Annotated in this window: 24 protein-coding genes and 1 tRNA gene; 6 read left to right on the forward strand and 19 right to left on the reverse strand. The window is 44.2% G+C overall.

Annotation, left to right across the window (positions count from 1 at the left end; all coding sequences use genetic code 11):
* Positions 1-298: 298 nt before the first annotated feature.
* The 6 genes from HPS54_RS06005 (at position 299) to HPS54_RS06030 (ending at position 7,573) form a co-directional block, all read left to right on the forward strand.
* Positions 299-1,264, forward strand: a complete 966-nt coding sequence (locus tag HPS54_RS06005; protein WP_172344564.1) for a glycosyltransferase family 2 protein — start codon at positions 299-301, stop codon at positions 1,262-1,264.
* 332 nt (positions 1,265-1,596) lie between these two features.
* Positions 1,597-2,775, forward strand: coding sequence for a glycosyltransferase family 4 protein (locus HPS54_RS06010; RefSeq protein WP_253951948.1), 1,179 nt, complete (start codon positions 1,597-1,599; stop codon positions 2,773-2,775).
* A 14-nt stretch (positions 2,776-2,789) separates the two neighbouring features.
* Entirely contained in the window at positions 2,790-3,854 is a 1,065-nt protein-coding gene (locus HPS54_RS06015; RefSeq protein ID WP_172344565.1) for a nucleotidyltransferase family protein, read from the forward strand.
* A 5-nt stretch (positions 3,855-3,859) separates the two neighbouring features.
* On the forward strand, positions 3,860-4,765 hold the full coding sequence (locus HPS54_RS06020) for a WecB/TagA/CpsF family glycosyltransferase (RefSeq protein WP_253951949.1): 906 nt from the start codon (positions 3,860-3,862) through the stop codon (positions 4,763-4,765).
* Positions 4,766-4,874: 109 nt separating this feature from the next.
* The gene (locus HPS54_RS06025) at positions 4,875-7,127 is read left to right on the forward strand and encodes a DEAD/DEAH box helicase (protein ID WP_172344566.1); all 2,253 of its coding nucleotides are present in this window, start codon (positions 4,875-4,877) and stop codon (positions 7,125-7,127) included.
* A 375-nt stretch (positions 7,128-7,502) separates the two neighbouring features.
* Positions 7,503-7,573, forward strand: a tRNA-Cys gene (locus tag HPS54_RS06030).
* Positions 7,574-8,122: 549 nt separating this feature from the next.
* On the opposite strand, the gene HPS54_RS06035 is transcribed toward HPS54_RS06030, so the two are convergent.
* From HPS54_RS06035 to HPS54_RS06125, 19 genes are all read right to left on the reverse strand, one after another.
* Positions 8,123-9,427, reverse strand: coding sequence for an HU family DNA-binding protein (locus HPS54_RS06035; protein ID WP_172344567.1), 1,305 nt, complete (start codon positions 9,425-9,427; stop codon positions 8,123-8,125).
* Entirely contained in the window at positions 9,420-9,713 is a 294-nt protein-coding gene (locus HPS54_RS06040; RefSeq protein ID WP_172344568.1) for an HU family DNA-binding protein, read from the reverse strand. The genes HPS54_RS06035 and HPS54_RS06040 overlap by 8 nt, the downstream gene beginning before the upstream one ends.
* Positions 9,710-11,008 (reverse strand): 30S ribosomal protein S12 methylthiotransferase RimO, encoded by a 1,299-nt coding sequence (gene rimO / locus HPS54_RS06045; RefSeq protein ID WP_172344569.1) that lies wholly within the window; start codon positions 11,006-11,008, stop codon positions 9,710-9,712. Before rimO ends, HPS54_RS06040 begins: the two co-directional genes overlap by 4 nt.
* A gap of 36 nt (positions 11,009-11,044) precedes the next feature.
* Positions 11,045-12,010, reverse strand: coding sequence for a signal recognition particle-docking protein FtsY (gene ftsY, locus HPS54_RS06050; protein WP_172344570.1), 966 nt, complete (start codon positions 12,008-12,010; stop codon positions 11,045-11,047).
* A gap of 111 nt (positions 12,011-12,121) precedes the next feature.
* Entirely contained in the window at positions 12,122-12,280 is a 159-nt protein-coding gene (locus tag HPS54_RS06055; protein WP_091840136.1) for a DUF4295 domain-containing protein, read from the reverse strand.
* A gap of 23 nt (positions 12,281-12,303) precedes the next feature.
* Entirely contained in the window at positions 12,304-12,492 is a 189-nt protein-coding gene (gene rpmG, locus HPS54_RS06060) for a 50S ribosomal protein L33 (RefSeq protein WP_172344571.1), read from the reverse strand.
* 5 nt (positions 12,493-12,497) lie between these two features.
* Positions 12,498-12,761 carry a 50S ribosomal protein L28 gene (gene rpmB, locus HPS54_RS06065; protein ID WP_172344572.1) on the reverse strand — a complete coding sequence of 88 codons (264 nt, stop codon included), beginning with the start codon at positions 12,759-12,761 and terminating at the stop codon, positions 12,498-12,500.
* Between the two features lie 188 nt (positions 12,762-12,949).
* Positions 12,950-14,017: a glutamate 5-kinase gene (gene proB, locus HPS54_RS06070; RefSeq protein WP_172344573.1), complete on the reverse strand. Its 1,068-nt coding sequence runs from the start codon at positions 14,015-14,017 to the stop codon at positions 12,950-12,952.
* 21 nt (positions 14,018-14,038) lie between these two features.
* Positions 14,039-15,775: an AMP-binding protein gene (locus HPS54_RS06075; RefSeq protein WP_172344574.1), complete on the reverse strand. Its 1,737-nt coding sequence runs from the start codon at positions 15,773-15,775 to the stop codon at positions 14,039-14,041.
* 48 nt (positions 15,776-15,823) lie between these two features.
* Positions 15,824-16,378 (reverse strand): helix-turn-helix domain-containing protein, encoded by a 555-nt coding sequence (locus tag HPS54_RS06080; protein ID WP_172344575.1) that lies wholly within the window; start codon positions 16,376-16,378, stop codon positions 15,824-15,826.
* A gap of 65 nt (positions 16,379-16,443) precedes the next feature.
* Positions 16,444-17,232, reverse strand: a complete 789-nt coding sequence (locus tag HPS54_RS06085) for a pyrroline-5-carboxylate reductase family protein (RefSeq protein ID WP_172344576.1) — start codon at positions 17,230-17,232, stop codon at positions 16,444-16,446.
* Between the two features lie 89 nt (positions 17,233-17,321).
* Positions 17,322-18,458 carry an aspartate aminotransferase family protein gene (locus tag HPS54_RS06090; protein ID WP_172344577.1) on the reverse strand — a complete coding sequence of 379 codons (1,137 nt, stop codon included), beginning with the start codon at positions 18,456-18,458 and terminating at the stop codon, positions 17,322-17,324.
* A 236-nt stretch (positions 18,459-18,694) separates the two neighbouring features.
* Entirely contained in the window at positions 18,695-19,663 is a 969-nt protein-coding gene (argC, locus tag HPS54_RS06095; protein ID WP_172344578.1) for an N-acetyl-gamma-glutamyl-phosphate reductase, read from the reverse strand.
* 2 nt (positions 19,664-19,665) lie between these two features.
* The gene (locus HPS54_RS06100) at positions 19,666-19,860 is read right to left on the reverse strand and encodes a PspC domain-containing protein (RefSeq protein ID WP_172344579.1); all 195 of its coding nucleotides are present in this window, start codon (positions 19,858-19,860) and stop codon (positions 19,666-19,668) included.
* 90 nt (positions 19,861-19,950) lie between these two features.
* Positions 19,951-21,153, reverse strand: a complete 1,203-nt coding sequence (locus tag HPS54_RS06105) for an argininosuccinate synthase (RefSeq protein WP_172344580.1) — start codon at positions 21,151-21,153, stop codon at positions 19,951-19,953.
* 14 nt (positions 21,154-21,167) lie between these two features.
* Positions 21,168-21,773: a GNAT family N-acetyltransferase gene (locus HPS54_RS06110; RefSeq protein WP_172344581.1), complete on the reverse strand. Its 606-nt coding sequence runs from the start codon at positions 21,771-21,773 to the stop codon at positions 21,168-21,170.
* A gap of 156 nt (positions 21,774-21,929) precedes the next feature.
* Positions 21,930-22,406, reverse strand: a complete 477-nt coding sequence (locus HPS54_RS06115; RefSeq protein WP_172344582.1) for an arginine repressor — start codon at positions 22,404-22,406, stop codon at positions 21,930-21,932.
* A gap of 153 nt (positions 22,407-22,559) precedes the next feature.
* Entirely contained in the window at positions 22,560-24,254 is a 1,695-nt protein-coding gene (locus HPS54_RS06120; protein ID WP_172344583.1) for a family 10 glycosylhydrolase, read from the reverse strand.
* 23 nt (positions 24,255-24,277) lie between these two features.
* On the reverse strand, positions 24,278-25,918 hold the full coding sequence (locus HPS54_RS06125) for a dipeptidase (protein ID WP_172344584.1): 1,641 nt from the start codon (positions 25,916-25,918) through the stop codon (positions 24,278-24,280).
* Positions 25,919-25,926 lie beyond the last annotated feature (8 nt).

Below are 25,926 nucleotides of genomic sequence, written 5' to 3' on the forward strand. Positions count from 1 at the left end.
TGAAAGAGCCTCACAACACCGCGGCGGAGGGCAGGCTCCGCCCCGTTGTGAGGATTTTATGACTGCTTTACAAGTCGGTACAAGACAATAGAATATATCATCGAAAACATGGATATAGGGAATATAACCGTAATTTATATTTCATTTGTCTGTTTATTAAATTTGCATCTTACTGCAAAGATGCTGTGTTTTCTTGAGAAAAGTGCAACAGACTGCATTTTTATATCCCGTATGGGTGGTTTTTGCAATTGATTGCATTTTCCTGTTTGTAATTGTATTATACATATAATAAATATCAATGGATTTATCAGTAATAATTCCTGTCTACAATGCGGCCGCGTTGTTGGACAGATGTCTCGACTCCGTCTTTAACCAAAAGACCCGGTATACATATGAGGTGATCTTGGTGGATGACGGTAGCACGGACAATTCCGTAGAGTTGATCAAGGCGAGGAATGAGAAAAACATCATCCTGTATAAGCAGCAGAATGCGGGTCCTGCCGCCGCACGGAATAAAGGCGTGGAATTGGCACAGGGAAAGTATGTGGCTTTTCTTGATGCGGATGACTATTGGGAAGACGGGTATATCAAGGAAACTGTCGGATTCTTGGATGAACATCCGGAATGTGTGGCTGTAACTGTGGGATGTAAGAATATCAGTTCCTTGGGCAGACGTCTGTCGTATAATCCGGTCTGGCTTTCGGAACAGGTAGTAAAGGAACCTTATGTGATAAAAGATTTTTTTGATGAATGGGCGCGAAATTGCTTCGTGGGAACCTGTTCTACGACCATACGAAAGGAGGTGGTAGTGAAGAGCGGTGGGATGAGAACTGACCTCCGTGTATCAGAGGATTATGAGTATTGGAACTATCTTTCAACTTTCGGTCAATGGGGATTGATTCCGAAAGCTCTTTATGTCAGTGATGGCGGTGATCTAACATGGAGTCTGGGATGGCTGAATAAGATGAAAAGACGTTGGGAAAATGCGCCAGCACTTTCGGTGTGGGAAAGCCGTATCGTTAAGCGGTTTGATAAGCTGATGCCGGCATCATACCGGACGGTGCAAGGAAGAGTTTCCCGTAATCTGACTTACTGCCAATTACTTTCGGGACGGCTGTCGCTCAGTCGACAGGAGGCTCTGAAATATGGGGCATACTTCATCAAAGATCCGATAGGTCGGTTGATGAATATCGCCAAGTATACTCCTGTAACCTGGTGGCTGCTTGCCAAGTTCCTGCGATATAGGGAATATCACCGGAAATAGACAGATCTACTTATTTATAGTCCTTCTTTCCATAACATTTTGAAGAAGTCGAGAATGTAAATGCACTCGATATTTCCGATGTGCCTGTTGAATAGATCCAAGCTTACAATTAGGGTGCGGCATTCTGGATAGTTTTCATTAAAGGAGGTCAAAATTAAATATTTATTTCGCATAAGTATATCTTGTATTTGTTCTCTTTTAACAGCCTGACAATCAATGGCTAAAGACCGGACAAATACAAGACGTGTTGTTGAACGTAGTGAAAAATATGTCCCTACTCTAACTTTGCGCCAACAAAATAAAGATAAAAATCTGACTATCAACACCAAGCAATGAAAAATAAAATTTCTTCTACAATTCTTTTCATCATGCACATGCCTCCGCCTGTGCACGGTGCTTCCATGGTGGGAAAATATATACATGACTCAAAACTCGTTAATGAGACTTTTAATTGTCATTATATAAATCTTACAACGGCGGATACTCTTGCAGATATAGGCAAGATAGGACTGAGAAAAGTAAAGTCGTTTGTTAAACTGCTGAATAGCATTGAAAAGGAGATAAAGCGGTTGTGCCCTGATACAGTCTATATCACCCCCAATTCGGCGGGAGGTGCTTTTTATAAGGACTTCGTGGTGGTGGAAATCGTAAAACGGGCAATGAGGAAGTGCGGACGTAAAGATGGGAATATCGTTTTGCATTTTCATAATAAGGGTGTCAGTACAAGGCAAGAACGATGGCTTGACGACAAACTTTACACAAGATTTTTCAAAGGTGTAAATGTTATGTTGTTGGCTGAATCTCTTTATGGGGATATTTCCAAATATGTGGAACGGGAGAATGTCGCTATTTGCGGTAATGGAATTCCGGATTATTCGGCAGAAGATATTGTAGCCCATAAGAAATCAGATGAAAAGAACTTGCCACATTTGCTTTTCCTGAGTAATATGATGACAACAAAAGGTGTGTGGGAGTTGCTCGATGCATTATATATCCTTAAACGGAAAGGACGGAATTTCGTATGCGACTTTGTCGGTGGCTGGAAAGATATACATGAGGAAGAGTTTTGTGCACGTGTGAGTGAATACGGACTGTCTGATTGTGTATATGCGCATGGTGCCAAATATGGAATGGATAAGGAAGAGTTTTTCAAAAGAGCGGATATATTTGTCCTTCCATCATATACGGAAGCTTTTCCGCTTACAGTGTTGGAAGCTATGCAATACGGATTGGCTGTCGTAGCGTCAAACGTTGGCGGTATTAGCGGACAAGTGTCTGACGGTTTGACCGGATATTTAATCGGAGGTACAGAAAGTATCTTGACATTAGATTATAAACCCAATCCACAAGAACTGTCAGATGCTATTGAAAAACTTCTGAATGATATGGACAGATGCAGAACCATGGGGCAAGAGGGACTGAAACGATACAAGCAGGAGTTTACGTTGCAGCGTTTTGAGGAAAGATTTTGCGAATGTATCCAAAAGCCGGGTTTTGCAAGGAAAATATAGAAAGGGGCAAACTAATGAAAATGTTCTTTGAACTGCTGCAAGTCGCTATCGGACACAGGGTTTCTTTAAGCCGTACTCTTACTATTGAAGAATGGTCGGATATTTATGAGATGTCCTTAAAACAGACCATTGCCGGTGTGATGTTTTCGGGAGTAGAACGTTTGTCGGAACAACAAAGACCTCCACGGGAAATCATTCTGAAATGGTTTTCGTTGGTAAGCAGGATTGAAGCACGCAACAGACGTGTCAATGAGGTTGCGGTGAATGTGTCAAGACGTTTGTGCAGGGACGGATTTCGTAATGTTATTCTGAAGGGACAGGGTGTAGCTGCATTTTACCCTCAGCCGTTGCGCAGGCAAAGCGGTGATATAGATATATTGTTGGAAGGCAACCGTAAGGATGTCATTGCATACGTCCGAAGGTTCACTCCTGATGTAGAGGCTTTATATCATCATATACAGTTTCCTGTAATTGCCGATGTTGAGATCGAAGTACATTTTATCCCGTCCTTTTGCATTAATCCATTTACAGACAGATGTCTGCAACGTTTCTTTACGGAAGAGGCATCTTTTGATAATCATATCAACCTTCCCGGCAAGGTCGGGGAAATAGCCATTCCAACAGAACGGTTGAACAGAATATTCCTTCTCCGCCACACTTTCGGACATTTCCTCAGCGAGGGTGTCGGCTTACGACAGATAACGGACTATTATTATCTGCTGAATAATTCGAAAAGTAAGGTCGGTGTGGAAGAACAACAGCTGTTGAAGCGACTCGGTATGTATAAGTTTGCCGGAGCGTTGATGTACGTGCTTCATCACATATTCAGGCTGGAACCGGAACGTATGATTGTTCCGATGAATGAGAAAGAAGGCAAATTCTTGTTACAAGAGGTTATGCAAACCGGTAATTTCGGACATGAAGATACAAGAATACAAGGACATAAGGCTAATTCGCATATCGGACGTTTCCTGCAACGGCAATGTTTTTACATGCGTATGCTGAGGCATTATCCCGGTGAGGTTGTATGGATGCCATATTTTGATATAAAGAGATTTTTCACCGCAAAGAAAAGATAAACTGTATGCTCAGGATAAAGAACTTAAAGATTGTTGAGTCAAAAGATGAACTTGCAGGAATTCCTGCCGGCAAGATACTTATAAACACAATAAACGCTCATTCTTATAACACGGCACAGAAAGACGCTTTATTTGCAGAGGCGTTGAAAAACGGGGATTATCTTATTCCGGACGGTGCAAGTATCGTGATAGCATGCCGATGGCTTAATGCCAAGTCACAACCAAAAGAAAGGATAGCGGGGTGGGACTTGTTTGTTCATGAGATGAACAAGGTAAATGAAGAATTAAGAATTAAGAATGAAGAATTAGAGCAACCTGGTTCGATGATTGTGGGGCAAGCTGATGAAGAATTAAAAATGACGAAACGACATTTGACACCCGATAGAGAATACAATAAAGAATGTTGTGGTTCCAACAATTGTAATAATTCTTCATTCTTAATTCTTAATTCTTCATTTAAAAAGCGTTCTTCATTTAAGAAGAAAGTAATGTTTCTCGGTTCTTCGGAAGAGGTGCTTGAGAAGATACGCCGTGAGGTGTATTATGTCTATCATAATCTTGAGGTTGTCACTTACTCGCCTCCTTATAAAGCAGTGTTCTCAGATGAGGACAATAGGGCGATGATTGATGCGATAAACAAGGCGGATCCGGATTTGTTGTGGATAGGCATGACGGCTCCAAAGCAGGAGAAATGGGTGTATGAGCATTGGGATGAACTGGATATACGTTGTCATGTAGGGACGATAGGTGCCGTGTTCGATTTCTTTGCCGGTACGGTTAAGCGTGCTCCGGAGTGGTGGCAGCGTCACGGACTTGAATGGCTTTACAGGCTGATAAGTGAGCCGAGACGTATGTGGAGGCGTTATCTGATAGGAAACGTTTTGTTTCTGTGGAATATATCGAAAGAATAAGCGGTTATACGCCATGTAAGGATGTGCCAAAAATCAATATTATCCCCTACTCTACTGATTAGTATTTCTTTGACATACCCTAAAAAACAAAGAACAGATTCTTGATTTAATGAAGAGTGTCGGCTTTTCTTTGCGTGATTATCAGAAAGATGTTATAAAACGTGTTTCTGAGGCATGGAGGAGTCATAAAAGCGTAATGGTTCAGATGCCTACAGGCACGGGCAAGACGCATGTTCTGGCATCTGTGGTAAGAGAGTGCATCTCCTGCGATAAAGGAACGGTATGGATTGTAGCGCATCGCAGAGAACTGGTTTCTCAAATAAAGGATACTGTTGCAAAGTATGGTATAAGCACGGAGAGTTCTGATGTAAATGTCCTGTCCATACAGTGGCTCTCACGACATTGGGATGACATACAGACAATTCCCGGTATGATAATCATCGATGAGGCGCATCATGCGTTGGCTGATACTTACATGGAGTTATGGAGACGGTATCCTGAGACAAAGAAACTGGGTATGACGGCAACTCCCTGTCGCATGAACAGACGTGGATTTACCGACCTTTTTGAGTTACTGATAACATCGTGGAGCATCTCGGAGTTTATCGTTAAGGGACAACTTTCGTTGTTCGACTATGTATCTATTTATTCGGACAGCGAGGAACAGAGACTTATTGACAGTCTTGAAAAGCGCGGTGCCGACGGCGATTACCAGGTGAAGGAGATGAATACCGTATTGAACCGGCGGCAGAGCATAGAGCGTCTGTATATGAGTCTTGATAAATATGCCCGTGGCAAGAAAGGTATCGTATATGCAATAAGCATCGCTCATGCACGACATATTGCAAGTTATTACAGTGAACATGATATCAGCGCAGTGGCAATTGACAGCAAGACACCTGTGGCGGAGCGCAAACGTCTTGTAGAAGACTTCAGAAACGGTAATGTAAACGTTCTTGTAAACGTCGATATTTTCAGCGAGGGGTTTGATTGTCCTGATGTGGAGTTTGTGCAGATGGCACGTCCTACTCTTTCGCTTGCCAAATATCTGCAGCAGGTAGGACGCGGTCTTCGCAAGGTGAAAGGTAAAGAGTCGTGCATGATAATAGATAATGTGGGGCTTTATCGTATATTCGGGCTACCGACATCAGCATGGAACTGGAATGCCATGTTCCGTGGAGATATTGCAGGTAAAGGAGCGCATTTTTCGCGTATAAAGAATATTTCCGGTCTTTCAAAACATCAAATGGATACCATTGATCCCGATATTGGTGTCGGAATGGTTATTTCACATGAACGTTTGCAGGCGCAGTTGACAGATGCTGCACAATCTGAGCCAACCGTCTTACTCAAGGCATGGCAGGACAAGGACAGCGGTTTGTGGGGAGTGAAGAATGGCAATGAAAAGATTACGGATGCTGTATTTCTGTCTGTTTCGGATATAGGATATGATATGGCTGCCGTAAGCATGCCAAATGGAAAATGCGGACTTGTCGATCTCGCAGGCAATGTGATATGGAAGAAAAAGAACTGCCGGTCAATGAAGTTTATAAAAGATTGTTTTCTCGTTGCCGATTTGCAGCGTGGCAATAGGATTTATGTTGATTTGCATAGTCTGAGAACATACGACACGAAGCCTGAAATAAAACGATATGGCAGCATCGAGCTTCTGAAAGTGGGGAGTTTGTATTACAGTCGTACAAAAAAAGTATATATCACCGGATTGAATATAGACAGTTTCCGTATTCCGCACCGCAACTTCTATCTTACACTTTTTGACATCAATGTGCCGTCCGGATGTATGGATGGTGAAATCTTACAAGAGGACGGCAAGACAGGATATGCTTGCCTGTTAGCCGGAGATTACGACAGCTTTTATTGGATGTACCGTGTGTTGGAAGACGAAAGCATAATAGTGAGAGATGACTGTGGAAGATATTATCATGTTGAGGAAGGACAAGAAAAAAGATTTATCGGTTGTAATAATGCCGGCGGATGTCTTGACGAAATAAACCGTCTGTCGAAAAAGGCGGAGAGGAGTGCACGCAATCTAAAGGCGGAAGAAAAAAGAAGGAGACAGAAGTTCTTGAATGGTATACATGATGCCGTGCCTTTCAAATCGGGAGACAAATGGGGACTGAAGGTCGGCAACCGTGTTATTGTACCTCCTGTTTATCGTAATATGCTGCCTCCTGTCGGCAAGTATTGTGCAGTAGAGAAGTATTACAGTCAATGGGGAATAATTGCTTTGGACGGTAAGGTTGTAATAGAACCACAATACACGGAAATAGACATAAAGGAAAACGGTACGGCTCTGATTACTTTTGTTACAGGAAAGAAAAAGCAAGTGAGGTTGCAATAATCTGCTGTTTACAGAATACAGGTTATGAGCGTGATGTATAATAAAGATACAAACAACTGATATAATATAAGTAGATGTTAAAAATTAAACGTATATATTATAATCAGTTGGTGCAGCATTTACTTTATCATTATCTTGCACGTTCTTTCGGGCTGTTTTCCCATGTCTCATCGGTCGTGTAGCCCGCTACACTCACTCTTCGGACATGAAAAAACATCACCAAAATAACGTACAATATAATAATAATTAATTTCAAACATCTACTTATCCTTACGATTAATTCACAACTAATCAGGGAAAATGCAGGGAGAAATATTAAAATTTATTTGGCAATAACAAAGAAAATGTTTACCTTTGCACTCGCAATTAAGAAATGGTACCTTGGCCGATCGGTTAGGTAACGGTCTGCAAAACCGTGTAGAGCAGTTCGACTCTGCTAGGTACCTCTCATAATCGAAAAGGCTGTGTCAAATAGGCACAGCCTTTTATATAACATACTGAAAAGCATAAAACAAAGCCCGGACTTGCGAAAGTCCGGGCTTTGTCATGTCAAAAAGTTTTGCAACTTAGTGACATACAATATATTAAATGCACACAAGAGTCCGGTTATGCCCCGGAAGAAAACTACCATAGCCTAAAATCATACCGAACTAACTTGACAATAAAATCTTTTTCATTATCCCGGACTGACAAAAGAATATCAAAAAATGCACAAAAAACCGTAAGTAAAACCACATATTTTACTTACAACAAGCAATCAAACAAGAAAAAAGAATTCATATCAATACATTTCAAACATATAAAGTTTCAAATAGAAAAGATAAGCTTTAGACATCCTAAACCTTAGCTTTAAGGATGCTAAACCTTACCTTTTTGAGACTTAAAGATGTGCCTTAAAACAGATGTTCCATATCATTTGGTTTAAAATCAGGCACCTGTTTACACGTGACCGGCTACGCTTTGAATATAGCTGTGGCACACGTTACACACAACTGTCATTTCTTTTTCTTCCTGCGAAGTTCAAGTTTGGGAATTTTTAATGTTTGCCCCTCTTTTGCTTCCTTCACTCCGTTAAGAGCCTCGATATAACACTCCATGCCGGGACCCAATATTGCCCTCGATACGGATGAGAGTGTCTGTCCCTTTCCAAGCACCATGGTACGCTCAACACCCACAATCCTGTAGGCACCGGTACGAACCATAACGTTGGCTTTGTCATATTTGTCGGCAAACAGGTCTTTATCCTCTTTAACTTTCTCTTTAGGTGCAACGATCTCTTCTGCCGGTTTCTTTACGGTTTCAGATGCGATATTTGCAACCTTGTCCTTACGCTCTGAAACAGTGTCGGAGGCATGTTTAGACCGCGCATCGTCAGACTTTGAAGTGTCTTTCAGCAATACGACTTGTTTTGCATCAGCTTTCCCGACAGTTTTTTCCGACACTTTCACGGGAACCACATCATTTGTTACACTCCTTTTACCGAAGTAGAAGCCCATGTAAGCGGCGGCTCCGGATATGAGCAGGAGCAAAAAAACAGATAGAAGCACTTTTTTTAAGACACTGCCGTGTGTCGTTTCTATCTCTTCGGTATATTCTTCCTCTATAGGTTCTGCATCGGATGTTTCCGAATCTTCTATCGGTTCGATTACCTGTTCTGTGACAACAGTATCTTCTTCCGGTATATTCTTTTCCTCTTCTATAATATTATCAGGCGTTTCAGCAACTGTATCCTCAGACGTTCCCTCAAACTTTTCTTTCTCCTCGGACACAACGTCCTCACCTATAAAAGTTGTATATTCAACATCTTGCGGAGTTTCCGTTGACTGTGATCCGCTGTTTTCTACAACGTCATCAACCTGTTCTTCCACGTCTGCCTGTATTGTTTCTTCTTTAACATCGGCATCGTCAGTATGGACCGATGTGGCATTATACAGAGTTTCCGTTTGTCGGTCAACCCTCTCAAAATCCCCTATGTCCACGCCGTCATTTATAACCACTGTCTCGAACTGGGCAAATGGACGGTTGACGAGATCTCTCATTATTGCGTCGGGAGTGAAGGTTATCTTGCTCCGCCCGTCTATAATGATGCGCTCTCCCGTATTTACGTTCACACTCTCACGGTCGCGAACATCTATCACCTTGAATGTTCCAAGTCCTTTTATCTTTACCTGACGGTCGGTTTCAAGCCCTGTTGCAACTACATCAAAAAGCACAGTGACAAATGCCATGGCATCTTTTTGTGTAATGCCATGTTTCCTTGATATTACGGAAACGAGGTCTTGCACTGATATCTTATTCATCTGCCTGCCCTCCGTTCTTTAGCTTTTCCTTTACAGAAGAGTTGGGTCTGAAGTTAAGTACCAGTTTGGGCGGTACAAGCATACGCTGCTTTGTCGAGGGGTTTACCACAATACGCTCCATTCTTTTCTTTACTTCAAAAACGCCGAAGTTTGGAACGGAAACGGATGTGTTGTCTTGAAACGCATCGCCCATGGCATCGATAAGGGTGTCTACAAGTTTCCTTGTATCCTCCTGAGTGTAGCCAAGGCGTTGTGATACTGCCGATATAACGTCTTTATTATTCATCTAACCTCTCCGTATAAATCAAATTCTTCCGCCCCTGTAATGGTCACGTCGTAAAACGAACCTATGCCGAGTATGCCGCATGACACCGGAACAAGCACTTCCGGGTCTACCTCCGGCGAACAGAACTCTGTGCGCCCGATATAGTAGTCGCCTTCTTTTCTGTCAATGATGACTTTCATTGTCGTGCCGATCTTTTCGGCTTCTATCTCGGCACTTATACGTTGCTGAACAGCCATGAGTTTGTCCAGACGTGCGGACTTGACATCCTCCGGAACATCATCGTCATAGTTTTCTCCGCTATACGTCCCGTCTTCCTCTGAATAGGCGAAGGCTCCCATACGCTCAAAGCGCGCCCATTTGACAAACTCTATAAGTTCGCGGAAGTCATCATCCGTCTCTCCGGGAAATCCAACCATAAGTGTGGTGCGCAGATGTATGCCGGGCACTTCCCGCCTTATACGTCTGATAAGCTCATAAGTGTCTTCCTTGGACACATGACGGTGCATACGTTTAAGCATATTGTCGGATATATGCTGCAAAGCGATGTCTATATACTTGCAGACGTTGCTTTTTTCACGTATTACGTCAAGCAGTTCATACGGAAACTGTGACGGATAGCCATAGTGAAGCCGTATCCACTCCACGCCTTCGATATCTGCCATGTCGGAAATCAAATCGGCGATGTGTCTCTTTCCGTCTATATCCACACCGTAATATGTAAGTTCCTGGGCTATAATCTGAAATTCTTTCACGCCTTCTGCCACAAGATTGCGCACCTCATGCAGTATCTCGTCCTTCGGACGGCTCACATGCCTGCCCGTTATCAGCGGAATGGCACAATAGGCACAACGTCTGTCGCATCCTTCGCTTATCTTTATATAAGCATAATGTGAGGGTGTGGTAAGGTGTCTATACCCTATGCACGACGGAACGGGTGCTTTTCCAAGGTCTTCAAGCAGTTTCATATAATCGAATTTGCCGTAGAACCTGTCCACCTGTGGTATCTCTTCTTCCAGTTCCTGCACATATCTCTGCGACAGACATCCCATTACATAAAGTGATTTTATACGTCCTTCGTCTTTTTCCTGTGCAAAGGAAAGAATGGTATTTATGCTTTCTTCCTTGGCATCCTGAATAAAACCGCACGTATTTATCACGACAATATCGCCTTCGGGGTCATCGCTGTCATGAGAGCATGTATATCCGTTTGCTTCAAGTTGCTTCATAAGAGTCTCGCTGTCAACAAGATTCTTTGAGCATCCTAATGTTATTATATCTATATGATTGTTTCTCAAAACCGTAAATCTAATGACAATAATAAAGAAAACAAGTTATTTTTCTTCACCAAACAACGAGTCCACAAACTGTGTCCTGTCGAAAAGCTGAAGATCTTCCATACCTTCGCCAAGCCCAATATACTTTACAGGAACACGCAACTGGTCGGAAATGCCGATGACAACACCACCTTTGGCTGTTCCGTCAAGTTTTGTAATTGCCAAAGACGTTATCTGCGTTACGGCAGAGAACTGTTTCGCCTGTTCGAAAGCATTCTGTCCGGTAGAGCCGTCCAGCACAAGCATCACTTCATCCGGGGCATCAGGAGTTATTTTCTTAAGCACATCTTTTATTTTCTTAAGCTCATTCATAAGCCCCACCTTATTGTGAAGACGCCCGGCAGTATCTATAAGCACCACATCCGCCCCATTTGCCTTGGCAGAGCTAAGGGTATCGAATGCCACACTTGCAGGATCGGCTCCCATCTGCTGCTTTACGACCGGTACTCCCACACGTTCTCCCCATATACACAACTGCTCTACGGCGGCGGCACGGAATGTATCGGCAGCACCGAGATAAACTTTCTTGCCGGCAGACTTGAACTGATATGCAAGCTTACCTATCGTCGTGGTCTTACCGACACCGTTCACACCTACAACCAATATAACATATGGTTTATGATTATCGGGCAAGTTCCAGTTCCCGTTGTCATTGTCACTTGTATTGTTTTCCGACAGCAACGACGCTATCTCTTCACGCAACATACCGTTAAGTTCGGATGTGGATACGTATTTGTCACGGGCTACTCTCTCTTCTATACGCCTTATTATCTTAAGTGTCGTATCGACCCCAACATCCGATGTAATAAGGATTTCCTCCAAACTGTCTAATACATCATCATCTACTTTAGACTTGCCTGCAATTATATGCGCAAGCCTACCAACAACCGTCTGCTTTGTTTTCTCAAGCCCACGGTCTAAAGTCTCTTTCTTTTTCTTATTGAAAAGTCCGAACAATCCCATATTACAATTATCTTTTGAACGCAAAAATACTAAAATTCATGCAGTTGCACAAAAAAAAGACTGCAATATTATATTTGCAGTCTTTTATTTATTCTATAATATTTGCAAGAATTAATTCTTGAAGAAATCCTTTACATCCTCATTGGGAACCATCTGCTCGTCAAAAATGTAAGCACCGGTCTTCGGACTCTTCACCATTTTGATTACTTTTGTATAAGCGCGACCGTCCTTTGAGCCTTCATGGAGGGTTGCGACCGTTTTCTTTGCCATATCTTCAGATACTTAAAAAGTTATTATTTTATCTCCTTGTGAAGAGTCATCTTCTTAAGAATAGGATTGTATTTCTTCAATTCCATTCTCTCCGGAGTATTCTTACGGTTCTTGGTTGTTACGTAACGGCTTGTTCCGGGCAGTCCACTGCTCTTCATCTCTGTACATTCGAGTACAACCTGTACTCTATTGCCTTTAGCTTTCTTTGCCATTGTGTTTATTCTCCTATCACTTTAATGTCTTTCCAGTCACAAAAGCCTTTAGAAACAGCCTGCTTCAAGGCAGCATCAAGTCCGACTTTATTGATAAGGCGCAGACCTGCTGCACTGACTTTAAGGCTAATCCAGCACTGCTCTTCTACATAATAGAATTTCTTGCTGAACAAATTAACATCAAAACTACGCTTTGTACGATGTTTTGAGTGAGAAACATTATTGCCCATCTGGGCTTTTTTCCCGGTAATTTGACAAATCTTCGACATTACTATCTACGTTTTTTGTTTTCTTTTTGATACTTATTCCAAACAGGGTGCAAAGTTACAAACTTTTCCGAAATAAACAAAATATTTCATTAAATAATCTCATTATTAAGTTTTTTTTCAAGAGCATTGTATGACAAAGCCGTAGTTTTCAATTATACAGTACTTTATGCAGTCTGAGAATGACTTTTTTACTCCATGTATAGGTAATCATAATGCACTATAGGTCTCACATCATGTTTGCCTATTAGCAGACGTGCTTCATCGCTGCCATAATTACTGCGACCGATACCCACGACACTGCCGCACTCGTCCATAACGGTAATGATATCACCTTCTTCGAAAACGCCATCTACAAGTGTCACACCAACCATGAGAAGGCTTACGGCACGCCCACTGCGCAATGCTTCGGCGGCCCTTGAGTTGATATGTACCGTCCCTTTGGCAAAACTGCCGCTGTGTGCAATCCACTTCTTTACATTGGATACATCATCTTCATTTGGTACGAACTCCGTGTGAAGCGTGCTCTGAGGTGAGGAGACAAGATTTACAAGTATGTCATCGCGCCTGCCGTTGGCTATGATGACGCGTATGCCTTCGTCTGCCACCTTGCGCGCAATGTTGCACTTTGTCATCATACCACCGCGTCCGAAACCGCTTTTCTCATCCTGTACATATTCACTCATGTCCCTTCCATGCCCGACAATCCTTATCACCTGCGAGTCCGGATCGGACGGAGAGCCGTTGTATATGCCGTCAATGTTACTGAGGATTATAAGCATCTGTGCATCCATCATCGATGCTATAAGACCTGACAATTCGTCATTGTCTGTAAACATAAGTTCAGTAATGCTCACCGTATCGTTCTCATTTACAATAGGTATCACGCCGTTCTCGAGCATCACCGTCATACATGCACGCTGGTTAAGATACTCCCGGCGTGAGGAAAAATTCTCTTTCATTGTCAGAATCTGACCGACGGGAATATGATACTCACGAAACAAATCATAATAAAGGTTCATGAGCTTTACCTGTCCCAATGCGGAAAACAGCTGTCGCTGTTCCACACTGCCGAGCTTACGCTCCACTTTCAGCTCTCCGCGCCCGCTTGCAACGGCACCGCTCGACACAAGTATCACCTCGTATCCTTTATTGCGCAGCCACGCTATCTGGTCCACTATCGCCGACATACGACTGATGTCGAGCTTGCCGTCTTTGCGTGTTAGGACGTTACTGCCTACTTTAATTACTATTCTCATTGTGAAATCACATGTTTTGAGCTATCGTTTATCCTTTTCCCTTATCTCCACTCTCCGTATTTTTCCGCTTATTGTCTTAGGCAGTTCATCGACAAACTCTATAATACGCGGATACTTATATGGGGCAGTCTCGCGCTTTACGTGTTCCTGTAGTTCCTTTATCAACAAGTCACCGGCTTTGTCCTTCCAGTCATCACGCAGCACTACGGTGGCTTTTACCACCATGCCGCGTATGTCATCGGGCACACCCGTTATGGCACATTCCACCACTGCCGGATGTGTCATCAACGCACTTTCAACCTCAAACGGACCTATACGATAGCCGCTGCTTTTTATAACATCGTCGGTACGTCCCACAAACCAATAGTAACCGTCTTCGTCTCTCCATGCGACATCGCCGGTATGATAAACTCCATCGTGCCATACCTTGTCCGTGAGCGCATCATCACGGTAATATTCCTTGAACAGTCCGACCGGCTTTTTCAAAGATTTGAATTCAACAGAAGATTGGGAAACATGCCCGGACACGCTACCGTTATCCGTATTCAGGCTCTTTTCCGTTCTTTCTCCGGTCAATATTACAATCTCTCCTTTCTCTCCGTCTTCACACGATGTGCCGTCCTGACGCAAAAGGTCTATATGATACTGCGGATTAGGCATGCCCATACTTCCCGGTTTGGGTTCCATCCAAGGCATCGTTCCAAGCGTCATGGTTGTCTCGGTCTGTCCGAAACCCTCCATAAGGCGTATGCCGGTAAGTTCAAAGAACTTGTTGTATACGGCGGGATTCAATGCCTCACCGGCTGTACAGCAGTAACGGAGCGAGGACAAGTCATACTTTGAGAAATCTTCGTGTATCATAAAACGATAGACTGTCGGCGGCGCACAAAATGATGTTATGCGGTATTCTTCAATCTTATGCAACAGCTTGTCTGCCGAGAATTTCTCATGATCGAAAACAAAAACGGTAGCTCCGGCAAACCACTGACCGTACAACTTACCCCATACGGCCTTTCCCCAACCGGTATCCGCCACCGTAAGATGAATGCTGTCTGAAGAAAGATTATGCCAGAAGACACCGGTCGTAAGATGCCCGAGGGCATACAAATAGTCGTGTGCCACCATTTTAGGCTTGCCGCTCGTACCGCTCGTGAAATACATAAGCATGGTATCTTCTTTGATATTGACATGTTCCGGACGTTTGAACGGTGGCACATTATCCCATTCCGCATGCCAGTCATGAAAGCCTTCAGGCACATCCGGACCAATGCTTACAAGCGTTGTCAACGTAGGACTCTCCGCCTGCGACATCCTTACCTGCTCCAAAACATATTCCTCACCTGCACATATAATAGCCTTAATGCCGGCTCTGTTGTTCCGGTAAACAATATCATGGCTTGTCAGCATGTGCGTGGCGGGTATTGCCACGGCACCTATCTTATGAAGGGCAAGCATGGACAGCCAAAACTCATACCGCCTTTTCAGTATGAGCATCACCATATCTCCCTTGCCTATGCCAAGCGTAAGGAAATAAGATGCCGCCTTATCGGTAAGCATCTTCAGTTCCTTGAAAGTAAAGGCAATATGCTCATCATTATCGTTTGTCCACAACAGAGCTACCTTATCCGGTGCTTCTTCTGCCCAGACATCCATAACATCGTATGCAAAATTGAAATTGTCAGGGATTATAAAGTGTAGGTTTTCCTTATAGTCATCGACAGACGAGAACGTCGTCTGCTTTAGAAATCTCTCTATCATCACAGTCTATACAATAAAAAAATTGGATATATACTAAAAAGGCATTGGTTAAATTATCACAGCCAACAACTTTACCGGCTTGCCGTTCAATGCTCTCATGCAGTGTGGCTGCGAGGCATCGAAATAGATGCTGTCTCCTTCATTCAAGATAAGGACTTTCTTTCCTAAAGTAAGTTCCATGCAACCTTCTGCAACGACATTGAATTCCTGCCCTTCATGCGAGTTTTTCTTAAGAGGTGTTTCATCTTCACGAGGCTCCACCAATACTATAAAGGGTTCTGCCTTACGTCCGCGGAAGCCACTTGCAAGACTCTGATAGCGGTATTGGGCTTGCCTTTCCACGCTCATGCCCTGCCCCTTGCGTGTAAGGAAATAACTTCCCATGTGCGGCTCTTCTCCAAACAACAGCACATCTAGGGCTATCCCATAGCGTTTTGAAATCTTCTGGAGATTGCTTATGGACAGTTCGCCACTTCCCTCCTCCATATTATAATATGTGTCAAGAGACACTCCGCAAAGTTCCGCCATATCTTCTGCCGGTATATCCAGCACTTCACGAAGCCCTTTCAGCCTCTCTCCTATCTGTCTTATTGTATCGTCCATTTCTCTTTTGTTTGTTTCTGACATCTACAGATTATTAATATATATGCTTAAACAAGCATCTGTCACTATTTAACACCGGCCTTCAGTCCGCGTATCACCGCACTTGTAAATCCGGCATGTTCCATTTCGTTAAGCCCACGGATAGTAAGCCCTCCCGGCGTCGTAACCTTATCTATTTCCGCTTCAGGATGATTGCCGTTGGCTATCAGCAAGTCCACCGCTCCTTTTACAGTCTGTAGAACTATACGTTTCGCATCATCCGCACGGAAACCAAGTTCCACGCCGCCTTCGGAGGCAGCACGGACATAGCGCATGGCGTATGCTATTCCGCAAGATGCAAGCGTTGTTCCTGCCGACAGCAGACGTTCCTCTATAACGAGCGAACAGCCGACATCGTCAAAGACGTCTTTCATCACCTTTGTCTGCATATCATCGGCTCCTACAGGAACAATAAATGTCATCGAACTGCGCTCGGCTACTGCCGTATTCGGTATGACAAGAAACAGCGGAAGCATCTCATTGTCTTCCTTTATCATCCATTCCGTAATCTGTTCCGAGCGCAAACCGGCAGCCACAACAACAAGCATCTGCCTGCGATAGTCTAATACCGGCTTTATTTCTTTAAGCACCTTTTCCGTTATCCATGGTTTCACGACAACGCATACAATATCTGCCAATGCGGCGGCCTGCCTGTTGTCGGAAGTGACATTAACTCCTGTGCCGGAAAATTTGTCGAGAGCATCGGGAGAAGGATTTGATGCGGTGATGTCGGAACAGGCAAACATGTCGCCTTTCATAAAGCCCTGAACCATTGCACCGCCCATTGCGCCGACACCTATTACTGATATTTTCATTATCTGTTCTTATAAATTATTGTTGTCAATATCCATTTCATACAATAAATATGATAGCCGGATATATATCACCTGTATGCCCTACCATATCAACCTAACGCCTTTTTCAACCGTATGATAAACTCATCTGCCATCTCCTTGGTAAAGCACAGAGGCGGCAACAGGCGCAAAATATTTGTTGAAGCACATCCTGTGAAGCAATGCAGTTCGTATACAAGTTTTTCACGGACATGCTTATGCGGGATATCCAATTCTATGCCAATCATCAGACCACGTCCACGCACGTCCGTAATATGACTGTTCTCCTTCTGCAATTCCTTTAGTCTGCCTATCAGATAATCGCCTGTCTCACGGGCATTCTCAACCAAATTCTCATCTTCCATTACATCAAGTACTGCCAGAGCGGCGCTGCATGCAAGATGATTGCCGCCAAAAGTAGTGCCCAATTGACCATACTGAGGCTTGAACTGCGGCGATATCAGCAAGGCACCCATTGGAAATCCGTTGGCAATGCCTTTAGCCACAGTAATGATGTCAGGACGTATGCCGAGCCATTGATGGGCAAAGAACTTTCCGCTCCTGCCGTATCCGCACTGTATCTCATCGCATATCAGCACTGCACCGTGTTCACGACATGCCTTTTGAAGCTTCTGTGCAAAACCGGCATCAGCCAGTCTTATACCGCCCACGCCTTGTATACATTCTATTATACACGCACAAACGTCACCTTTCTCAAGCTCGCGCTTCCATGCCATGATATCGTTCAACGGCAAGTAGGTAACGTGGTTGTTGGCATTTATCGGAGCTATGATCTTAGGATTGTCGGTAGCTTCGACAGCCAAAGACGTGCGTCCATGAAATGCTTTTGATGCTGCAAGCACCCGTGTCCTGCCGTTTGTGAACGATGCAAGTTTCAGTGCGTTCTCGTTAGCCTCCGCTCCGCTGTTTATCAAGAACAGCTGATAGTCATCATATCCACATATCTTTCCGAGCCGTGAAGCCAACTTCTGCTGCATTGTATTTATCACCGAATTGCTGTAAAAGCCCAGTTTGTTCAGTTGTTCATTCACCTTATTTATATAGTGGGGGTGACTATGCCCTATGCTTATCACCGCGTGACCGCCATAAAGGTCGAGATATTCCGTACCTTTATCATCCCAAACCTTGCATCCGCTGCCTTTTACTATGTTTATATCCAACAAAGGATAGACGTCAAATAATTCCATTACCGTTTTTGTTTATTGTTTTATATAATAGGGCTTATCATGTTAACTGAAAGCATGCCAATAAGAGATTGAGGAAGATAAGGGGAGATAATGAGAAGATAGATGAAGATAAGAAACGTATGCCTTGTCGCTTCATATACAACTATTGTCATTTATCTCCCGTGGCTTTAGCCACATAACTTCCCATAACTTCTTTTAACTCCGCTTTTTACACCCTCATGGTTGCCAGTTAAACCTCAGAAACCGCTTCCTTTCAGCCTCAGTCCGCTCTTCTCGTCCAACCCGAACATTATGTTCATATTCTGTACCGCCTGTCCGGAAGCTCCTTTCAACAGATTGTCTATACAAGAAGTGACAAGCAGTTTGTTGCCGTGCTTCTCACAATGTACCAATGCCTTGTTGGTGTTTACAACCTGTTTCAGATTTATAGGCTTGTCACTATAGTGTGTAAACGGCTCGTCCGCATAAAACTCCTTGTATCCTGCCACTATGTCATCCACCGGAACATCAGTCTTCACGACAAGCGTTGCGAAGATGCCGCGTGCAAAGTCGCCGCGATAAGGGATAAAGTCTATCTCCGCATCAAGATGTCCCTGCAACTGTCGCAAACCCTGTTTTATCTCGGGAACATGCTGGTGCTCAAAGGCTTTGTATATACTCATGTTGCCCGAACGCCATGAGAAATGCGTTGTACCTACGGGTTTCTGTCCGGCACCGGTACTGCCCGTTATGGCATTTACCGTTACATCTTCCGTTATCAGTCCCATTTTCGCAGCCGGAAGCAGACCGAGCTGTATACAGGTGGCGAAACATCCGGGGTTGGCAACATGTTCTGCCTTAGCTATCTCTGCCCTGTTTATTTCGGGAAGACCGTATATATAGTCATTACCGGGAGCCTTAAGACGGAAATCCTGCGCAAGATCTATGATCTTTACGTTATCCGGTATTTTATTCTCTTCGATAAACTGCTTGCTCTTCCCGTGTCCAAAGCAGAAAAAGACAACATCTACAGCTTCAAAAGGCATACTGTCCGTAAAGCACATGTTTGTCTCGCCCAACAGTCCTTCGTGCACATCGGTAATCATGTTACCGGCATTGCTGCTGCTGTTTACAAACACTATATCCGCATCAGGATGGTTTACCAATATGCGAAGAAGCTCACCGGCAGTATATCCGGCTCCTCCCAATATTCCGATTCTTACCATAATTATTTTGATATCTTATTGTCACTCGGAGCCAAGCCCCATGCCAACAGGTAAACCCATATTCCAACCGTGCCGCACCATATCAAGGCAAAGGTCACGATACGCACAAGCAAGGAGTCGATATTGAAGTATTCGGCTATACCTCCGCAAACTCCGCCAATCTTCTTGTCTGTACTTGACAAATAAAACTTTTTCATTTATATCATTATTTGTTTATATATGACACGTAAGATACGGACACAATTAATTGAACAATCATATATGCCCGTACCCCATATCAGTTTTGTCTATTTTCTTTCATCAGGATGGAGCGAATAGTAGGCACGCAACGGCGTGGATGTAACCTTTATGAAACCCTTCGCCTCATCACTGGTCCAACCTTTCTGTGTCTCGCCATATTCACCGAACTTGTTCTTGACGAGATCATCAGGTGTGTCCACTCCCACCGTCTGAAATCCATAAGGACGCAATTCAAGTGTCACCGTACCGTTTACATTACGCTGACTGCTTGTCAACATAGCTTCGATATCCGGCATCACAGGTTCAAGATACTGGCTCTCGTGCAAGAACATTCCATACCAGTTAGACACCTGGTCTTTCCAATACTGCTGCCACTTCGACAGCGTATATTTCTCCAAAAACCTATGGGCGCCAATAATAAGCATCGGAGCAGCAGCCTCAAAGCCCACACGTCCCTTTATTCCGATAATCGTATCGCCTACATGACAGTCACGTCCAATGGCGTATGCCGCACCGATTTCTTCAACTTTCTGTATGGCGGCTATCTTGTCTTCATACTCTTTTCCGTTGACCGAGCACAGTTCTCCATGTTTGAAACCGAGACTTACAACCTCCGGTTCTGTCTTTACAAGATGCTTGAGATATGCGCTTTCAGGCAGTCCCTGAGTAGAATCGAGCAGTTCTCCGCCACAGATACTTGTACCCCAGATACCTACATTATATGAATATTTAAGTTTTGTAAAGTCCGCTTTAAATCCATGGGCATTGAGATAATCCACCTCTTCCTTACGGCTAAGATTGCGATCACGCGTAAGAGTGATTATTTCCACACCTGGAGCCATTACAAGAAACGTCATGTCGAAACGTATTTGGTCATTACCTGCTCCTGTAGAGCCGTGAGCTATAGCATCGGCTCCTATCTCTTTTGCATACCGGGCAATGGCTATCGCCTGGAATATACGCTCTGACGATACGGATATGGGATAGCAATTGTTACGCAACACATTGCCATAAATCATATATTTGAGCGATTTTTCATAATATTCCTGCGTCACGTCAAGCGTCACGTATTTCACCGCTCCCAGCTTATAAGCATTCTCTTCATTGGTCTTCAACTGCTCATCACTGAAACCGCCGGTGTTCGCACAAGCCGCATAAACGTCATAGCCCATTTCTTTGGTGAGATACATCACATTATAACTTGTGTCAAGACCGCCGCTGAAAGCAACAACCACTTTTTTCTTTGCCATATCACTATTTGTTTTTATTGATTTTCCGTATTCTTAATTCTCTCTTTCACATCGTCCGGCAACTCTATCGGCAACGTGTCTCCCCGGTGTTCGTCCGGATCATACAACATCCCCGTACAAATACAGTAACGTCTGTCGGTGCGTTTCAACACATCTACATTCACACACCCGTCGCATCCACGCCAGAAAGCCTCATCATCTGTAAGGTCGGCAAACGTCACCGGTATGTAACCCAACTGTGTATTCATACGCATCACTGCAGAACCGCTTGTAAGACTGAATATCTTAGCCTTGGGCCAACGTGTGCGGGCAAGAGTGAAGGTCATGTCTTTTATACGCTTTGACACGCCCAACCCTCTGAAATCCGGATGTACTATAAGTCCCGATGTTGTGACATAATGTTTGTTTCCCCATGTCTCTATATAGCTGAACCCTGCCAGCCTGTCGCCACACAACGCAATAACCGCCTTTGTCTCTTTCATCTTTGTGGCGAGATACTCATGTGTACGCTTTGCAATACCGGTACCACGCACCTTGGCTGCGGCTGTAATCGTCTCAAGAATGGTGTCAACGTATTTTTCATGTGAAGCGTCAGCCACCATCACCTTTATTTCTTCCATTCCGTTTATTATATAATATTCTTTACCTTTTTATTTTTGTCGTCAAAAAACAATAGATGATACACTGAAAAACTATCGGAAAGAAGCGTAAAGACATCAGACACATATACGTGCACCAGCGTTCTCTGCCGATTGCCTTTTGTTTTCTCTTTTTTCCTAAGCTATATTCGGAATTGCGTTTCGCAGCGCATCTATCACATCTTCCTCACGCACTCCCTGCTTTATCACTATAAATATAGTATCGTCACCAGCTATTGTTCCGAGTATATAGGGGTTGTCGCTGTTGTCTATGTTATAGGCTATGCTGCTGGCATACCCGGGACGGGTCTTTATAACACCCATGTTGCCTGAGAAATTTATCGACAGAAAGCCCGACACCTGCAACATCTCCATCGCCGAACGGGGTGTGGAAACACGTTTATACATGGTCTCGTTCGGCAGTACATATACATATTTCCCGTTCATGCTTGCCGCCTTTGCCACTTTCAACTGTTTCAAGTCACGACTCAACGTTGCCTGCGTAAGTTTGAAACCTTCTCTCTCCAATGCTCTCAGCACCTCTTCCTGACTTCCCATCTCCATACTCGAGATTATCATCTTAAGTGCTTCCAGCCTACTGTTCTTTATCCCCATAACAAGTATATTTATACTATATTGATTGCAAAATTATACACTTTTGCATATATAAGCAAATATTTATGTATATTTTTGCACGATTTCTCGATCAGAACATATAAATTCACTATTATAATAACATCATAACATGAATAGAGACATTATCTTTATTCATCTTTTTATCAAAACATATCCGAGCCTGTGTGTTATACCTTTGCTGTTAAGGGAGCGCAGAACATACATTCCGTCGGCTATATTACGGATGTCGGCACGGCTGCCTCGATACGGTATGGTGGCGACTGCCTGTCCTTCAAGTGTCTCTAATATAATATAAGGTGCGTCGAGAACTTTGCCTTTTGAAGGAAGTCTCAGATAGTTTCCCTCATTCTTTATCAATCCGGTAGAAGAGGAAGACGGGCGCGATACGACTGTCTGCAAAGCAGCGCTTTCATTTCCATATCTGTCAACAGCCGTAACAGCATAATAACGGGGACGTGACTTTTCATTTTTTACTGCCATACGAAGGTCGTACAGCCTGCATGCCACTATATTCGCGGCATCATCCGTGTCGACAGGATAATCGCTGCTTGCATAGACATTGTAAGTAAGATATGGCGAACGGCTGCGATCCGTTCCCGCATTCCATTCTATAACATCATATTCCGAAACGTTTTTCACCGTTATCTCCGTAGGCGGGAGAGGCGGTTCCATGCCGTGCCATGTAACAGGAGGCACAAGAGCCGGATAGAAATTGAAATGACGTGACACAAAGTCATACAGTCCCTTGGTATTATCCGTAAAGAACCGGCTGCGAAAGAAGGCATTGCCCATTCCCATACGGCGAAGAGTATACATCTGCCTTGTTATGTCGCTCAATTTCCAGTCGGCTTCTTTGGGAGAAAGGAAATATATACCAAGTCCCGGAACAACGGTCTTACCGCTGCTACGCATCGACCAGTCGTCGGCAAAGGGAAAGAAGTTGTTATCGCGGAAATACATCATCGGATATATCTGGTCCATAAGTCCTTCCTTCATCCATAGCTCAACATCCTGACATCCTTTGTTAAAAGCGTTCCAACCACGACTGGAATAGCGGCTCAAATCATTGAGTTTACCTATCGGCGAGCTGCTTATCTTCACCCAGGGCTTTATACTCTTCACCGCATCGTGCACACTACGCACAATGCGGGTTATGTTTTCACGCGCTTTGCTCCGCGATATATTGAGCTTCATGTTCTCCGGATACCGTATATAGTCCAGATGTATGCCGTCTATATCATACCGTTCCGTTATCTCACGGCAGATGCCTGCGATATATCCTGCAGCCCGGGCATCGGCAGGGTTAAGATAACCGTCGGCATTTTCCCTCATCAACATGGACGGATGCGTTGCACGCAAAGCCTTGCAACCGTATCCGTTCCACTTTCCTACCGGCACCGTGACTACCCATGCCTGTATCTCCATACCGCGCTTGTGACATTCTTCAACGGCAAAAAGAAGAGGATCGTAACCGGGAGACTTGCCCGGTATGCCGGACATACATCCGTCCCAAGGCTCATATTTTGACGGATAAACAACCGTTCCTCTTATTCTCGCCTGAAAAAGGACCGTATTTATGTTTGCGTCTTTCAACTTGTCTAGAATGCGGACAAGCTCTTCTTTCTGACGTTTCACTCCCTCGGGAGTGCGTGCGTATGTTCCGGGCCAGTCAAGACCGCCAAGTGTTGTGAGCCATACAGCCCTTACCTCATGCTTGGGACTATACAACCGTCTGAAATCCCTTACATCAGACTTCATTGGAATACCGGCTGACGATATTCCATACAGCATGATATTGAACACGAGTATCGCTATGGCTCTTTTCATCGACTTGTTTTCGTATATAAGATCTATTCAGGAACAGCATATCTGCAGCCACTCTGTCTGACAATGTCTCTTGCCACACTTTCGGGATAGCCCGGACGCTCCACTTTAGCACCAAGTCCGGTCTTCGTTCTCATGAACTTTCCGTCTTTCTCCGGCTTTACTGCCATGTCGTTGTATTTTACGATAAGATATATGGCAAGCTCGTTCCAACGGTCGAGCATCTGCTGTGCCACCGTGTTGCTGTAATCATTCAGATACTTCACGGCTTCCTCCCGACTGTTCTCATACAAAGACAATGCTTTCTTTTCCACCGCTGGCTGATTGACAAAATAGCTGTTGTCCAACGAGTCACGTACTTCCTTCAACGACGGGAACATAAGCGAATAACGCGGATAAACCATATTGCTCACCCAGTTGCATACCCAAAAGGCATTCTTATTGCTGAATGTAACGGCATCGGCGCCTTTGGTATTATAGCATTCGGGACGAACTGTATTCCCACAATACACAGGTGTAAAGGCAACCATGTTGCCGTCATCATTGCCAAACCACAATATACCGCCAATCTGCCGTGGTAACCATGAGCGTAACTGCGCCACATACGAAAACGCCGACTGCTGTGTCGAGATAGGTCGCTCATTGAAATACTTCTTTCCATCTACCGTATATGTAAGAGGTGTCGGGCGGTAAGGCATATCCCATACTCCCCGTCCCGGGTCATTGTCGAGCGAGAAAGGCGTGCCCTCGTAATGGTCGCGCATACATGCCTCCATGTCTTGCAGACTGACTTTACGATTAGGAACAATCCAAAGAGGCAGCGGTTCCGTATCCGCCTGCTTCCCTTCAACATAAGGAATGTAACGGTTCATATCGTCCGAGAAATGGTTGAAAAAGCTCCATACACGCGCATCGCATATACGTCTGCCCGAGAAATCGGGCTTGGCATAGGCATCACAGAAACTGAAGTCCTTGTCGGCACCGTCAAACCAGCCCATTCTGCGGGCATAACCGATACAGTCGTCAGACACCATCACGTTCTTCTTGTCCTTAATATTGAAAGTCCTTATCCTGCTTTGGTTGGCATGTGCACAAATGGCATCATCGGGTACGCGCAGCGCAACCCATACAACACCCTTGCTTCCGGGACCCTTTCCCATCATCTCCATTATCCATGCTTCGTTCGGATCGCAAATCGTAAACGTCTCTCCTTCCGAACAATAGCCGTAAGTCTCCACAAGTCCGGTCATTACTTTTATAGCTTCGCGTGCCGTCTTCGAACGCTGCAGGGCAATATATATCAACGAACCATAGTCCAAGATACCCGTTGTGTCAACCATTTCCTCACGTCCTCCGAACGTAGTCTCACCGATAGACACCTGATATTCGTTGATATTTCCTATTACATTGTAGGTCTCTTCCGCCTCGGGTATTTCACCGTGATACTCGTTTGTATCCCAGTCGTAGACCTTTCTCATCTCTCCTTTCGAATGCTTTCCTGCCGGAAAATGACATAAACCTATAAACATGCCATAATCATCGGCACTGTAAGAACACATCACCGAGCCGTCCTTACTTGCTTTTTTACCCACAATAAGGTTTGTACATGCCTCTACATAAACAGTACCAGCCACTAAGATGGATAAAAGAATAAATAGTTTTTTCATTGTCTATC

Source organism: Xylanibacter caecicola, assembly GCF_013166515.1.
GTDB classification, from domain to species: Bacteria; Bacteroidota; Bacteroidia; order Bacteroidales; family Bacteroidaceae; genus Prevotella; species Prevotella caecicola.